Raw genomic sequence first — 14,296 nt, 5'->3', positions numbered from 1 at the left:
AAGCGGGTCGGGCTTTAACCCCCGTCCCGCGCGTGAACCACACGGCAAATTCCTGAAACCGCCCCGGTTCCCGGTTGACTCCGAAATCGAATTTCGGGCAACCAGAAGGATATAGGCTGAGCTTACTGCTTACCGTTCGAATTGATGTAATCAATCGCTTGTTGCACGGTCGTGATCTTTTCGGCCTCTTCGTCGGGGATCTCGGTCTCGAATTCGTCTTCGAGCGCCATGACCAGTTCGACCATGTCGAGCGAATCGGCACCGAGGTCGTCAAGGAAGGAGGATTCGTTCTTGATCTCGGCTTCGTTCACGCCAAGTTGTTCAGCGACGATCTTCTTGACGCGCTGTTCGATGCTTTCCATGCAGATCTCCAAATGGGAAAAATCCCGCGAATTATAGCCAAGCGCAGAGTACTGCAAACGCCAGGCCGTGACAAAAATAACACCGCGCACTTCGATCTGTCGCCCTTGGGGCGCAGGAATACCGGCGTGCGGCGTTTCCGGTGAATCGCGCGTTGCCTCGCCGGTTGCCCGGCAACGGCGTGGCGGCCTGGGCCGCCCGCGCGCTTCGTGACTTATTGCATGTACATCCCGCCGTTGACGTGCAGGGTGGTGCCGGTAATGTAACCCGCCTGCGGCCCGGACAAAAAGGCCACCGCATGGGCGATGTCCGCGGGCGAGCCCAGACGGCCCAGCGGAATCTGCTGCAGCAGCGCGGCGGTCTGGTTTTCGCCCAAGGCGCGCGTCATGTCGGTATCGATGAAGCCCGGCGCGACGCAATTGACGGTGATGTTGCGGCTGCCCAGTTCGCGGGCCAGCGCACGCGACATGCCGGCCACGCCGGCCTTCGCGGCGGCGTAGTTCGCCTGGCCGGGATTGCCGCTGGAACCCACCACCGAGGTGACGTTGATGATGCGTCCCCAACGGGCCTTCATCATGTTGCGCAGCACGGCCCGCGACAGGCGGAAGACGGATGCCAGATTGGTGTCGATGACGGCGGACCAGTCGTCGTCTTTCATGCGCATTGCCAGCGTATCGCGGGTGATGCCTGCATTATTGACGAGGATGTGGGGGCCGCCCCCCTCTTTGCCCAGCGTTTCGATCAGCGCGTCGCAGGCTTCGGCGTTGGTCACGTCCAGCACCACGCCACGGCCACCGAACGGCGCCAGGGCTTCGGTGATGGAGGCAGCGCCGGACTCGGACGTGGCGGTGCCTACGACGACGGCACCGCGCGCGGCCAGTTCGTGGGCAATGGCACGGCCAATGCCACGCGTGGCGCCGGTGACCAGGGCCATCTTGCCCTGCAATTCGATCGAGGTGTTTTCCATGCTCTTAATTTCCGTTAACCGCGGCCAGCGCGGCTTCAAGCGAAGCCGGATCCGTGATGGCCAAGCCGGTAAGTTCGGGATCGATGCGCTTGGTCAGGCCGGCCAGTACCTTGCCGGGACCGCATTCGATGACGTGGGTCACGCCCTGCGCCTTCATGGCGCGCAGCGTTTCCACCCAGCGCACAGGATGCCATGCCTGACGCACCAGCGCATCCCGGATTGCCCCGGGCTCGACGGGCGAGGCGACGTCGACGTTGTTGATCACCGGCACCTGGGGCGCGGACACGTTCACCGTCGCCAGGGCGCCGGCCAGCACGTCGGCGGCAGGCTTGAGCAGGCTGGAGTGGAACGGCGCGGACACCGGCAGCAGCAGCGCGCGCTTGGCGCCCGCGGCCTTGGCCAGTTCGCAGGCGCGTTCGACGGCGGCCTTGTGGCCCGCGATCACGACTTGCGCCGGGGCATTGAAATTGACGGCTTCGACCACTTCGCCTTGGGCCGCCGAAGCGCAGGCGGCGCGCACGGCGTCGTCGTCCAGACCCAGGATGGCAGCCATGGCGCCGGTGCCCACGGGCACGGCAGCCTGCATGGCGTCGGCGCGCACGCGCACCAGGCGCACCGCGTCTTCGAGCGCCAGCGAACCGGCGGCGGTGAGCGCGGCGTATTCGCCCAGGCTGTGACCGGCCACGACATCGGGCATGCGGCCGCCGGCCGCGCGCCAGGCTGCGAAGAACGCGACGCTGGCCGTCAGCATGGCCGGTTGGGTATTGGTGGTCAGGTTCAGTTGTTCAGCGGGGCCTTGCGCGATCAGCGCGCCCAGGTCCTGGCCCAGCGCCTGCGAGGCGCGCGCCACGGCGTCGGTCGCGGCGGCGACATCGGACCAGGCGTCCAGCATGCCGACCGACTGGGAACCCTGGCCAGGAAAGACAAAAGCGATTTTCATGTTTGACCGTGTGGATTGATTCAGAGTCTGTGGGAATGTCGGGCGCACCATCCGGATGGACGCGGTAACGCGCCCAGGCCGGACTTGCCCTTACATGCGGGCCAGTACGGAACCCCAGGTGAATCCGCCGCCTACGCCCTGCATCAGGATGAGCTGACCCGGCTTGACACGGCCATCGCGGCGCGCGGCGTCCAGGGCCAGCGGCACGCTGGCCGCGGAGGTATTGGCGTGGCTGTCGACGGTAATGACAACCTTTTCGACCGGCACGGCAAGCTTGCGCGCCAGGAAATTCAGGATGCGGACGTTGGCTTGGTGCGGAATCAGCCAATCGACGTCGCTGACCTCGATGCCGGCTTCGGCGCAGGTATCGCGCGCCGAGCGGTCCAGCACCGTGACGGCCTGCTTGAACACCGCCTGTCCGTCCATGCGCAGGAAAGGGTCGCCCGTGACGTCGCCATAGGCCACGTTGCCGGCGGCGCTGAGGATCTTCATCTGGCTGCCGTCGGCGTGCAGTTGCGCGGCCATGATGCCGGGCTTGTCGGAAGCCTTGAGCACCACTGCGCCAGCGCCGTCGCCAAACAGCACGCAGGTGCTGCGGTCGTTCCAGTCGAGGATGCGCGAAAACACTTCGGCGCCGATCACCAGGGCGCAGCGCGCGCGGCCGGCACGGATGAAACTGTCGGCGGTGGTCAGCGCGTAGACGAAACCGCTGCACACTGCCTGTACGTCAAAGGCGGCCGAGCCCTTGGCGCCCAGATTGGCCTGCACCAGGCAGGCAGTGCTGGGAAAGACGAAATCGGGCGTGGACGTGGCCAGCACGATGAGGTCGACGTCAGAAGCATCGACGCCCGCATCGGCCAGCGCGCGGCGCGAGGCCTCGGTGGCCAGCTGGCTGGTGGTGACGCCGCGTTCGGCCAGATGGCGCTGGCGGATGCCGGTGCGCTCAACGATCCACTCGTCGGAAGTGGCGATGTCGCGGGTTGCCAGCTCGGCTGCCAGGGCATCATTCGAAACCACGCGTTCCGGCAGGAAACTGCCGGTGCCCGCGATCACGGAATATTTCATTGCGGTATCCATCAAGCGGTGTCCCCAGCCGCGCCCGATTCGAGCGCCGAAGCGCCCGAGCCCGACTGAACGCGCTGGTTGATCTGTGCGACCGTCTGAGCGGTGCGCTCAAGCAGTTTACTCACTACGGCTTCGCGCGCCCGTTGCAGCGCAAAGCCGAAAGCGTAGGCATCGGCCGAGCCGTGGCTCTTGATGACCACGCCCCGCAAGCCCAGCAGCGCCGCGCCGTTGTAGCGGCGGTTGTCGACGCGGTTGCGCAGGCGGTTGAGCACCGGCTTGGCCAGCACGCCGGCCAGCAGGGTGATCAGGTTGCGTTTGAACTCTTCGCGAATGACGCTGGACAACATCTTGGCCAGGCCTTCGACGGACTTGAGCACGACGTTGCCGACGAAACCGTCGCAGACGACGACGTCGACCGTGCCCTTGAAAATGTCGTTGCCTTCCACGTTGCCGTAGAAGTTCAGGGGACTGGCGCGCAGAAGCTCGGCGGCTTCCTTGACGACCTCGTTGCCCTTGATGACCTCTTCGCCGATGTTGAGCAAGCCCACAGTGGGGTTCTCGCGATGGTCCACCGCCTGCGACAGCGCGGCGCCCATGATGGCGAATTGCAGAAGGTGCTCGGCCGTGCAGTCCACATTCGCACCCAGGTCCAGCACCGTGGTGGCGCGGCCCGTCTGGTTCGGAATGGACGTGGCGATCGCGGGCCGGTCTATGCCGTCCAGCGTCTTGAGCACGTAGCGTGAAATGGCCATCCAGGCGCCGGTATTGCCCGCGGAAACGCAGGCGTCGGCGCGCCCGTCCTTGACGGACTGGGCGGCCAGGCGCATGGAGGAGTCTTTTTTGCGGCGCAGGGCGACCTCGACCGGGTCGTCCATGGTGACGACTTCGGAAGCCGCCACGATTTCAAGACGATCACGCGCCACGCCGCGGTGCTCGGAGAGCGCCGCTTCGATAGCGTCGGGAAGCCCGACCAGCAATAGCCGGGTATCCGGAAATTGCCGGGCGAACTCGATCGCAGCCGGAATCGTGACGGGCAGACCGAAGTCTCCGCCCATACAGTCTATGGCGATGCGTATCACGGGTGCCAGGTATCAGCGCTCAGCCGAATTGGTCCGAGTACGAGTTCGGCCCGGGGCCTTATTCGTCGGCCTTGGTCTTCAGGACCTTGCGGCCACGATAGAAGCCGTTGGGGCTGATGTGGTGACGCAGATGGGTCTCGCCCGTGTTGGGTTCGATAGCCGTCGACGGATTCACCAGAAAATCGTGCGAGCGGTGCATACCGCGCTTGGACGGGGACTTCTTGTTTTGTTGAACAGCCATGATGACTCCTAGAAACGGGGCGCATTGTACGCGATGCGGCCCGATGTTGATCTCAATCTTTGTGCTTCAGTTGTTCCAGCACCGCAAACGGCGACGGACGCTTGACAACGGGCTCTTGGGAAGCTTCGTTGTCGTTGGCCTGCGCGCCCGGGCATACATCATGCTTGGGCACATACGGAACGCTCAGAATGAGCTCATCTTCGATCTGGGCCAGCAGATCGAAATGATGCGACCCCACCACCTTTTCAGGTTGGTTGGACACAAAACCTTTACCTTCCACTTCTCCGTCTTCGTCGTCCTCGTCGTCAAGACCGGCGGCGTGGTCGCCACCGGCAATGCCGTCGTCGAGATCGTCTTCAGACTTGACCAGCTGCAGCAGAACTTCGCTGTCGACCGGGTAGGCGAACGGCGTATTGCACCGCTGGCACACCACGACCGGATTCGCCTGCACACGGATGCGCAAGAGCGGCTGGCCTAGCACCAGCCCCGTCTTGCCCATCTCGCCGCGCGCGGACCACGTCACGAGCCCGGCGTCGCCCAGCGGCTGCTCGGGTAACCCGTCAACCGCGCGCGTCAACCGCACAAGAGGTATGGTGCCTTGCGCTTCCCTGCCCTGGTGGGCGAATGCGAATGCGTCGATGGGCTTGATAATCAGTCCTTTCGCACAGAGTCCTGTGCATTCGCGGCCGCTTTTGCTTTCAGGCTCGCTGCTTTCAGCTCGCCCGCCTAGTACCGTGCCTCTGGCACTGTGCCTCTAGCACCGCGCTTCTAGTACCGCAGTACCGCACCCCAGCACCGCACTTCCAGTACCGCGCTTCTAGACCGCTGTACCTCACTGCGCTGCTATTGCACTGCAAAAATGCCGCAAAACGTTAGATAATACTGTGACTTACGTATCAGCGTCAAATACCGCATGCCCCAACGACCTAGCCTGATCCTCGCTTCCAGCTCGCGCTACCGCAAAGAGTTGCTTACCCGCCTGCGGCTGCCCTTTGCCGCCATTTCGCCCGATGTAGACGAAACGCCACACCCGGGCGAAACGCCCGAGGCGCTGGCCCTGCGCCTGTCGGTGGCCAAGGCCATGGCGGTGGCGGCTTCGCACCCGGGCAGCATCGTTATCGGATCGGATCAGGTCGCCACGATTGACGGCCAGCCGATAGGCAAGCCGGGGGACTTTCCGCGCGCCCAGGCCCAATTGCGGGCGCTTTCGGGACAAATCGTGGAATTTCACAGCGCGCTGGCGGTCACTGACGGCCAGCGGGTGGAAAAAGCCGACATTGTTACGCGGTGCCGCTTCCGGCAGTTGTCCGACCACGCCATCGACGCCTACCTGCGCGCCGAAGAACCCTACGATACCGCAGGCAGCGCCAAGGCGGAAAGCCTGGGCATCGCCCTGATGGAAAGCATCCAGAGCGACGACCCCACCGCCATCATCGGCCTGCCGCTGATCGCCTTGACGCGGATGCTGGGCCAGTTCGGGCTGGATCCACTGCACGCCCCGGGAGCGCCCGCATGAGCGGCTCGCTGCACCTGATCCCCGTCGGCCTGGGCGAAGCCGCGCCCGAAAGCTGGCTGCCCGCCGACGCCCGGGCGCTGGCCAGCCAGCTGGACACCTATATCGCCGAAAACGCCAAGACGGCGCGCGCCTTCCTCAAGCAGATCGGGACCAGCCGCCCCCTGCAGGAAATCACCATCCACACGCTCACGGACAAGACCGACGCAGCGCAGATCAAGGCCTGGCTGGAACCCGTGCGCCAAGGCGCCGATATCGGCCTGGTTTCCGAAGCCGGTTGCCCGGCCGTCGCGGACCCGGGCGCCAAGGTCGTGGACGCCGCCCACCGGCTGGGCGTGACGGTCAAGCCCTGGGTTGGCCCCTCGTCCATCCTGCTGGGCCTGATGGCCAGCGGACTGGACGGCCAGCGCTTCGCTTTCCACGGCTATGCGCCGGTGGATGCCGCCGAGCGCGCCAAGCAGCTCAAGGCCTGGGAACTGCACTCGGCCAAGCACAACCAGACCCAGTTGCTGATCGAAACGCCCTACCGCAATGCCGCCATGTTCGCGACGCTGCTGGCCAGCCTGAAAGGCGACACCAAGCTGTGCGTGGCGCGCGCCCTGACCACCACCGACGAATGGATCGCCACCCGCAGCATCGCCGACTGGAAAAAGCAGCCCGCGCCGCAGTTGGACAAGATGCCCACGCTGTTCCTGTACCTGGCGCGCTGACATGATCCGTTTCGCCGCCGTTCTATTGGCCGCCGCGGCCCTGGCGGGTTGCGCGCACCGAGGCCCCGCCGGCCTGGACCTGGACACTTCCGTCACCGCCGTCAGCCAAAGCAGCCGGGTGCGTTTCGTGGTGCTGCACTACACCTCGGCCGACGACGCCCTGTCGATGCGGCTGCTGTCGCAGGGCAAGGTCAGCGCCCACTACCTGATCAATACATCAGGTCGGACCTACCGGCTGGTCGACGAAACCCGCGCTGCCTGGCATGCCGGCGAAAGCTCGTGGTTTGGCCTGAACGCCATGAACAGCACGTCGGTCGGCATCGAAATCGTCAACCTGGGCTGGACCGACGGCGATGATGGCAAGCCGCAATGGCACGCCTATGGCGACAAGCAGATCCGCGCCCTGACCCTGCTGCTGCGCGACGTCATCCAGCGCAACGGCATTGCCCCCGAGAACGTGGTGGGCCACAGCGACATTGCGCCCCAGCGCAAGGTGGATCCTGGCCCCCTGTTCCCCTGGAAGCAACTGGCCGCGGCCGGCATCGGCCGCTGGTACGACGAAGCGGGCGCCGCTTCGCACCTGGCGCGCCTGCAGATCCAGGGCACGCCCGATGCCGCCTGGTTCCAGCAGCAATTGCAGCGGCTGGGCTACGCCTGCCCGCAAAACGGCACGCTGGATCGCGCCACGATCAATGTGCTGGCCGCCTTCCAGATGCACTACCGTCCCGCCCGGCACGACGGCCAGCCGGACGCCGAAACGGCGGCGATCATGCTGGCGATGCTGTGACCCGCGGCCGGCACCCCGCCAACATGCACGGATGGCAACGGCGTCGGGCCTAGCCCCGGCGCCGGCGCCACCACGCCGCCAGCCTCCACCCCAGCAGCAACGCCAGCACGGCGGCATACAGGGCGGGCTGGGTCAGGTCGTTCTTGCCGGCCTTGTGCCACCAGTAATGCAGCAACGCCAGCAGGCCGATCAGATAGATGGCGCGGTGCAGCGGCTGCCAACGCTTGCCCAGCTTGCGCATGGCCCACTGGGTCGAAGTGGCCGCCAGCGCCGTCATCAGCACGAAAGCGGCAAAACCCACCGTAATGAATGGTCGCTCACCGATATCCTGCAGCATGGCCGCGGGGTCCAAGCCGCGGTCCCACCAGACCCAGGCCATGAAGTGCATGGCCCCGTAGAAAAACGCGAACAGCCCGCACATGCGGCGCAGGCGCACCAGCGCCGGCTGACCGGTCAATCGCCGCAAGGGTGTGATCGACAGCGTGACGAGCAGGCAGACCAGCGTCCAGGTGCCGGACGATCGGGTCAGGAATTCCACCGGGTTGGCGGTCAGGCCATTGTTGAAACCCAGCCAGATCCAGCGGGCGAAAGGCGTCAGCCCCAGCAGGAACAGCAGAGGCTTGAAACGCCCCACGGCCCGCGCCGACCACTGCGGCTTGCGCGTGGCGGCCGCGCCGGCCACCCTGCTCGCTTCGGTCATGGCGTCAGTAGTTGGCCTTCAGGTCCATGCCCTGATAGAGCGAGGCGACCTGGTCGGCATAACCGTTGAACATCAAGGTCTTGCGCTTAGGCGAGAACAGGCCGTCTTCGCCGATGCGCCGCTCGGTCGCCTGGCTCCAGCGCGGATGCGGCACCGTGGGATTCACGTTGGCGTAAAAGCCGTATTCCTGCGGCGCCGCCTTGATCCAGGAGGACACCGGCTGCTTTTCCACCAGCCGGATCTTGACCAGCGACTTGCCCGATTTGAAGCCGTATTTCCAGGGCACCGCCAGACGCACGGGCGCGCCATTCTGGTTGGGCAGCACCTTGCCGTAGACGCCGAAGACCAGCATTGCCAACGGATTCATGGCCTCGTCGATGCGCAACCCCTCGACATAGGGCCAGTCCAGGATGGCCGCGCGCACACCCGGCATGTTCTCGCGCTGCACGGCGGTCACGAATTCCACGTACTTGGCGTTGCCCGTAGGCTCGACCTGCTTGAGCAAAGCCGACAGCGAGTAGCCGACCCAGGGGATCACCATGGACCAGCCTTCGACGCAGCGCAGCCGGTAGACGCGCTCTTCCATGGGCGCCAGCTTGAGCAGATCTTCGATGCCGAAGGTGCGCGGCTTGCCGACCTCGCCCTCGACGCTGACCGTCCAGGGCCGCGTCTGCAGCTTACCGGCGTTGGCCGCGGGCTCGCCCTTGTCCACGCCGAACTCGTAGTAGTTGTTGTATGACGTGACATCCGCCAGGGACGTCTGCTTGTCCATGACGCTGAACGCGGCATTGGGTCGTCCGACCAGCGCGTCGGCATCCTGTGCAAACGCGCTGCGAGCTGCCCAGCCGGGTAGCCCCAGCCCCGCCGCCGCCACGCCCGCGCGCAGGATCAGCTCGCGGCGCGAGCGCCACATCGTCTCGGGGGTGATATCGGACGGAAGGATGTCATCGGGCTTGCGTATCAGCATCGGGGTCTCCTGGGGGCCAGCGCGGATCGCTGCCGGCCCGCGCGCAAACCATGGACGTTGCGCGGCCCCATGATATTCCGCCGGCAGCGCCAGCGGGCATCAGGGATAGACCCGGACCGGACGCGGGCGTTCCCGAAACAGGCGGCCACTTGCCCGCCGCCCGCCGGTCATTGCCGCCTTGATTCAGGGGAAATGCCGCGTCAGGCGGCGGCCGCCAGCGTCCGGCTGAGCAGCCATTCGCGCACCAAGGGCACGCTTTCCAGCACCGCCTGGGGCGAACAACCCTCAAGTTCCTTCAGGGTATGCGCGCCGTAGGTCACACCCAGACCATGCACGCCCGCGTTGGCGGCCATCTGCAGGTCGTGCGAAGTGTCGCCCACCATCACCACGCGGGCGGGGTCGACGTCCAGCTCGACCATCAGTTCGTGCAGCATGGCCGGGTGCGGCTTGCTGAAGGTTTCGTCGGCGGTACGGGTCGCGTCGAACATGGGACCCAGGCCGGTGGCGGCCAGCGCGCGGGTCAGCCCGACCCGGCTCTTGCCCGTGGCCACGGCCAGGCGGACGTTCTGGCCGGCCAATTCCGTCAGCAGCTCGGGAATGCCGTCGAACAGGCGCAGCTCGGGATCGCGCAGCAGATAGTGGGTGCGGTAGCGCTCCAGGAAGCGCGGCAGCATCGCCTGGGTCAGTTCCGGCACGGCGCGGCGCAAGGCGCTTTCCAGGGACAGACCAATCACCCAGCTGGCTTCCGACGCCGACGGTACGGGCAGCTCCAGATCGCGGCAGGCGCCCTGGATGGCGGCCACGATGCTGTGCGTGGAATCCATCAGGGTTCCATCCCAGTCAAAAACGACCAGCGAATACGACATATCAGACCGACTCCAGTTGTTTCAGTATTTTCCGGCAGGCAGGCGGCAATTCCGCTGTCAGCGTCATCGGCTCTCCCGTCAGGGGGTGGGCCAGGGTCAATTGGTGGGCATGCAGGAACATCCGGCCAAAGCCCAGGCGCGAGAATTCGGCGCGCACCTCGTCGTGACCATACTTATCGTCGCCCACGATGGGAAAGCCACTGGCGGCCAGGTGCACCCGGATCTGGTGGGTGCGGCCGGTGCGCAATTCGGCATCCACCAGGCTGTAGCCGCCGAAACGCTGTTTCAGGGTGATGATGGTGTGGGCCGTCTGACCGTCAGGATCGACCTTGACCCGGCGCTCGCCCGACTGGGTGGTCCATTTGGACAGCCCCAGCTTGATGTGCTGGCGGTCATTGACCCAATCGCCCTCGACCAGGGCCAGGTAGTGCTTGTCGCTGCGCCCCTCGCGCAGCATGGCGTGCAGGGCCAGCAGCGCGCTGCGCTTCTTGGCGACCATCAGCAGGCCCGAGGTTTCGCGATCCAGCCGGTGCACCAGCTCCAGGAACTTGGCATCGGGGCGGGCGGCGCGCAACTGCTCGATGACGCCGAACGACACACCGCTGCCGCCATGGACGGCCACGCCGGCGGGCTTGTCGACCACCAGCATCGCGTCGTCCTCGAACACCACGGGGAATTCGGCACCGGGGACCGGCTTGGGCGTGCCCGGATCCGGCAGCCGCAACGGCGGGATGCGGACCATGTCGCCTTCGACGATGCGGTAGTCGGCGGAGATGCGTCCCTTGTTAACCCGGACCTCGCCGCCACGGATGGCCTTGTAGATGTGGGTTTTGGGGACACCCTTGCACAGGCGCATCAGGTAATTATCCAGGCGCTGGCCGGCATGCTCGGCACCGACCTCCACCATGCGGACGGAAGGGGTTGCCATAGGGGAGGAAGTTTCTTTGCGCATTGCGGAAAGCGACATATAATCGGGACAGCCTTAAGGGGCTGAATCAGCCGCTGGCGTAGAGATGCAACTCAAGTACGCAACTCCGTCGAGCGCGTGGGCCGCCATTGTACTGCCTGCTCATTCAACCCCTGGGTCATTTGGTCGCCGGCGCAACCGCGCCCTGCCGGATAGTGGTGTGGCATTCACTTTGCCCGCTGTCCCAGCAGGTCCGTTGCATGCCGCAAGCGGCTTGAAGCACTGCAAGAATCGTCGCATATTTAAAGCACCAGCTGCGTGTAGGCAACCAATCCGACCGCAACTGCCGTTCACAGCACATTTCCGTCAAACCACATTCAGTGAAGCTGACCCTCCTGCTGAAAGAACCCCGTGCCCCACGGCACGACGTGCCCGCCTGACCCGCGGCGGATACGCCTGGGCGCCGCCCAGGTACGGTCCGCATCTTCTTGCTCGCTTCAGCCGCAGCCCGAGTGGCCCGAGGTCACGCGCCGATATCGGCGCGTCATGACAACGGAGAAACCCTCTCATGAAGCGCATGCTGTTCAATGCGACGCACCAGGAAGAACTACGCGTCGCTATCGTCGATGGGCAAAAACTCATCGACCTAGACATCGAGACTGCCGGCCGCGAACAACGCAAAGGCAACATCTACAAAGGTGTCATCACCCGGATCGAACCCGGCCTTGAAGCGTGCTTCGTCAACTACGGCGAAGACCGCCACGGCTTTCTTCCCTTCAAGGAAGTGGCCCGCAGCTTCTTCAAGGAAGGCGTCGACGTCCGCACCGCCCGCATCCAGGACGCCCTGCGCGAAGGCCAGGAACTGATCGTCCAGGTCGAAAAAGAAGAACGCGGCAACAAGGGCGCAGCCCTGACCACGTTCATCTCGCTGGCCGGCCGCTATCTGGTCCTGATGCCCAACAACCCCCGTGGCGGCGGCGTTTCGCGCCGCGTCGAGGGCGAAGACCGCCAGGAATTGCGCGACACCATGGAGCAGCTCGAGCTGCCCCAGGGCATGAGCATCATCGCCCGCACCGCCGGCATCGGCCGCAACGTCGAAGAGCTCCAGTGGGACTTGTCCTACCTGTTGCAACTCTGGACGGCCATCGACGGCGCCGCGCGCGACAATTCCGCGCCCATCCTGATCTATCTGGAATCGAGCCTGGTCATCCGGGCCATCCGCGATTATTTCTCGCCCGAAATCGGCGAGATCCTGATCGACACGGACGAAATCGCCGACCAGGCCACCGCGTTCATGAGCGTGGTGATGCCGGACAACGTCCAGCGCGTGAAGCGCTACCGCGACGACATCCCGCTGTTCTCGCGCTTCCAGATCGAACACCAGATCGAAACGGCCTACTCGCGCACGGTCACGCTGCCTTCCGGCGGCGCCATCGTCATCGACCACACCGAAGCGCTGGTTTCCGTTGACGTCAACTCGGCCCGCTCCACCCGCGGCGCCGACATCGAGGAAACCGCCCTGCGGACGAACTCGGAAGCCGCCGACGAAGTGGCCCGCCAGCTGCGCTTGCGCGACCTGGGCGGCCTGATCGTCATCGACTTCATCGACATGGAAGACAGCAAGAACCAGCGCGCCGTCGAACAGCGCCTGCGTGATGCCCTCCATTTCGACCGCGCCCGCGTCCAGATGGGCAAGATCTCGCGCTTCGGCCTGATGGAACTGTCGCGCCAGCGCCTGCGTCCGGCCCTGAACGAAGGCTCGCACATCACCTGCCCGCGCTGCAACGGCACCGGCGTGATCCGCGACGCCGAGTCCAGCGCACTGCACGTCCTGCGCCTGCTGCAGGAAGAAGCCATGAAGGAAAACACCGCGGCGGTCCACGCCCAGGTGCCGGTCGACGTGGCGACCTACCTGCTGAACGAAAAGCGCGCCGACATCACCAAGATGGAAGCCCGCCTGAAGGTCAACCTGATGCTGATCCCCAACAAGCATCTGGAAACCCCGCACCACCACATCGAGCGCCTGCGCCACGATGACCCGCGCCTGGAAGAACTGAAGACCAGCTTCGAACTGGTTGAAGCGCCGGCCACCGACGCCCCCTGGCAGCCGCGCGAAAGCGAAATCAAGGCCCGTCCGGAAGCGCTGGTCAAGGGCATCACCCCGTCGCAGCCCGCTCCCGTGTCGACGCCCGCTCCGGCGCCGGCCCCCGCCGCTGCCCAAGCGCAGTCGGGCGGCCTGGGCGGCCTGTTCAAGCGCCTGGTCGGCTGGCTGACCGGCAACGCCGAACCCGCCAAGGCAGCCCCCGCCGCCCAGGAAGACACCAGCGCCAAGCGCGCCTCGTCGTCCTCGCGCGGCGGCAAGGGCCGCAGCGGCCACGACGGCCAGGAACGCCGCGGCGAACGCCACGGCTCCGACCGCAACCGCAACCGCCGTGGCGAACCTCGCGCTGAAAGCGCCGAGGCCAGCGAAGGCGGCCGCCACCACATCCGTGGCAACCGCCGCCCCGAAGGCGAGCGTGGCGAGCGCCAAGAACGCGGCGAACGCAACAACCGCAACGAGCGTAGCGACCGCGGTGAACGCGATCAGGCCGTGCAAACCGCGCAAGCGTCGAACCGTCCCGACGTCGCCGTGGACGCCAATGGCGACGACACTGGCGCTGGCCGCAACCGCCGCCGCGGCCGTGGCCGTAACCGCCGCGAAGAGGGCCAGTCCGACGCGCCGATGAGCGAACAGGAAAGCATGGTTGCCGCCCTGGCCCAGACGGTCGCGACCGCGCTGCCTGAAGCCAAGCTGCCCGCCGATGCCTCGGCCGAACAGGCCGACGCCGCCGAACAGACCGCCGATGGCGTTCCCGCTTCCGCGGAAGGCGCCGAAGCCGGCGCCGATCCGGAACGCAAGCGCCGTCGCCGCCGCAGCCGCCGTGGCCGCCGCAGCCAGGAAGAATCCGGCGTGGCAGGCAACGACGAGCAACTGGACGATGGCTCGGACGACGACGCCGGCGAACAAGCCGAGGCCGTGACCACGGCCCCCGCAGCCGCCCCGGCGCAAGCGCCCCAGGCCGACACCCCGCACGCCCCGGCGCAAGCCCAGGCCACGCAAGTTGAAGCCCGCCCGGTTGAAGCCTCGGCTCCGGCCCAGGCCGAACAAGCCCCCGCTCCGGTGGCAGCCCCGGCGGCGCCGGCCGCCGAGCCCG

Annotated in this window: 15 protein-coding genes; 4 read left to right on the top strand and 11 right to left on the bottom strand. The window is 66.0% G+C overall.

Annotation, left to right across the window (positions count from 1 at the left end):
• Positions 1-122: 122 nt before the first annotated feature.
• From acpP to A9974_RS27965, 7 genes are all read right to left on the bottom strand, one after another.
• Positions 123-362 carry an acyl carrier protein gene (gene acpP / locus A9974_RS27995; RefSeq protein WP_005012191.1) on the bottom strand — a complete coding sequence of 80 codons (240 nt, stop codon included), beginning with the start codon at positions 360-362 and terminating at the stop codon, positions 123-125.
• A 212-nt stretch (positions 363-574) separates the two neighbouring features.
• Positions 575-1,327: a 3-oxoacyl-ACP reductase FabG gene (fabG, locus tag A9974_RS27990; RefSeq protein ID WP_183007434.1), complete on the bottom strand. Its 753-nt coding sequence runs from the start codon at positions 1,325-1,327 to the stop codon at positions 575-577.
• A gap of 4 nt (positions 1,328-1,331) precedes the next feature.
• Positions 1,332-2,267, bottom strand: coding sequence for an ACP S-malonyltransferase (fabD, locus tag A9974_RS27985; protein ID WP_183007433.1), 936 nt, complete (start codon positions 2,265-2,267; stop codon positions 1,332-1,334).
• 90 nt (positions 2,268-2,357) lie between these two features.
• Entirely contained in the window at positions 2,358-3,344 is a 987-nt protein-coding gene (locus A9974_RS27980) for a beta-ketoacyl-ACP synthase III (RefSeq protein WP_183007432.1), read from the bottom strand.
• Positions 3,344-4,411 carry a phosphate acyltransferase PlsX gene (gene plsX / locus A9974_RS27975; RefSeq protein WP_183007431.1) on the bottom strand — a complete coding sequence of 356 codons (1,068 nt, stop codon included), beginning with the start codon at positions 4,409-4,411 and terminating at the stop codon, positions 3,344-3,346. Before plsX ends, A9974_RS27980 begins: the two co-directional genes overlap by 1 nt.
• A 58-nt stretch (positions 4,412-4,469) precedes the next feature.
• Positions 4,470-4,652, bottom strand: a complete 183-nt coding sequence (rpmF, locus tag A9974_RS27970) for a 50S ribosomal protein L32 (RefSeq protein ID WP_025137127.1) — start codon at positions 4,650-4,652, stop codon at positions 4,470-4,472.
• Positions 4,653-4,704: 52 nt separating this feature from the next.
• Positions 4,705-5,307 carry a DUF177 domain-containing protein gene (locus A9974_RS27965; RefSeq protein WP_183007486.1) on the bottom strand — a complete coding sequence of 201 codons (603 nt, stop codon included), beginning with the start codon at positions 5,305-5,307 and terminating at the stop codon, positions 4,705-4,707.
• 258 nt (positions 5,308-5,565) lie between these two features.
• On the opposite strand from A9974_RS27965, the gene A9974_RS27960 reads away from it, so the two are divergent.
• Genes A9974_RS27960 through A9974_RS27950 form a run of 3 tightly spaced genes read left to right on the top strand, consistent with a single transcriptional unit; the run spans position 5,566 to position 7,662 of the window.
• Positions 5,566-6,168 carry a Maf-like protein gene (locus A9974_RS27960; RefSeq protein WP_183007430.1) on the top strand — a complete coding sequence of 201 codons (603 nt, stop codon included), beginning with the start codon at positions 5,566-5,568 and terminating at the stop codon, positions 6,166-6,168.
• On the top strand, positions 6,165-6,875 hold the full coding sequence (locus A9974_RS27955) for an SAM-dependent methyltransferase (protein ID WP_183007429.1): 711 nt from the start codon (positions 6,165-6,167) through the stop codon (positions 6,873-6,875). The genes A9974_RS27960 and A9974_RS27955 overlap by 4 nt, the downstream gene beginning before the upstream one ends.
• Before the next feature lies 1 nt (position 6,876).
• Positions 6,877-7,662 carry an N-acetylmuramoyl-L-alanine amidase gene (locus A9974_RS27950; protein WP_183007428.1) on the top strand — a complete coding sequence of 262 codons (786 nt, stop codon included), beginning with the start codon at positions 6,877-6,879 and terminating at the stop codon, positions 7,660-7,662.
• Between the two features lie 49 nt (positions 7,663-7,711).
• Here the strand turns inward: A9974_RS27950 and msrQ are convergent, their stop codons facing one another.
• From msrQ to A9974_RS27930, 4 genes are all read right to left on the bottom strand, one after another.
• The gene (gene msrQ / locus A9974_RS27945; RefSeq protein ID WP_183007427.1) at positions 7,712-8,362 is read right to left on the bottom strand and encodes a protein-methionine-sulfoxide reductase heme-binding subunit MsrQ; all 651 of its coding nucleotides are present in this window, start codon (positions 8,360-8,362) and stop codon (positions 7,712-7,714) included.
• A gap of 4 nt (positions 8,363-8,366) precedes the next feature.
• On the bottom strand, positions 8,367-9,329 hold the full coding sequence (gene msrP, locus A9974_RS27940; RefSeq protein ID WP_183007426.1) for a protein-methionine-sulfoxide reductase catalytic subunit MsrP: 963 nt from the start codon (positions 9,327-9,329) through the stop codon (positions 8,367-8,369).
• 200 nt (positions 9,330-9,529) lie between these two features.
• Positions 9,530-10,195, bottom strand: a complete 666-nt coding sequence (locus A9974_RS27935; protein ID WP_183007425.1) for an HAD family hydrolase — start codon at positions 10,193-10,195, stop codon at positions 9,530-9,532.
• A 1-nt stretch (position 10,196) separates the two neighbouring features.
• Positions 10,197-11,162: an RluA family pseudouridine synthase gene (locus A9974_RS27930; protein ID WP_183007424.1), complete on the bottom strand. Its 966-nt coding sequence runs from the start codon at positions 11,160-11,162 to the stop codon at positions 10,197-10,199.
• A gap of 508 nt (positions 11,163-11,670) precedes the next feature.
• Here A9974_RS27930 and A9974_RS27925 point away from each other — a divergent pair.
• A partial coding sequence (locus A9974_RS27925; RefSeq protein WP_255468353.1) for an Rne/Rng family ribonuclease occupies positions 11,671-14,296 on the top strand: 2,626 nt, incomplete at its 3' end.

This window comes from Achromobacter sp. UMC71 (assembly GCF_014170305.1).
Lineage (GTDB): Bacteria > Pseudomonadota > Gammaproteobacteria > Burkholderiales > Burkholderiaceae_B > Achromobacter.
Note: the sequence above shows the minus strand (reverse complement) of the source record. Positions and strands in the feature narration are given on the sequence as shown.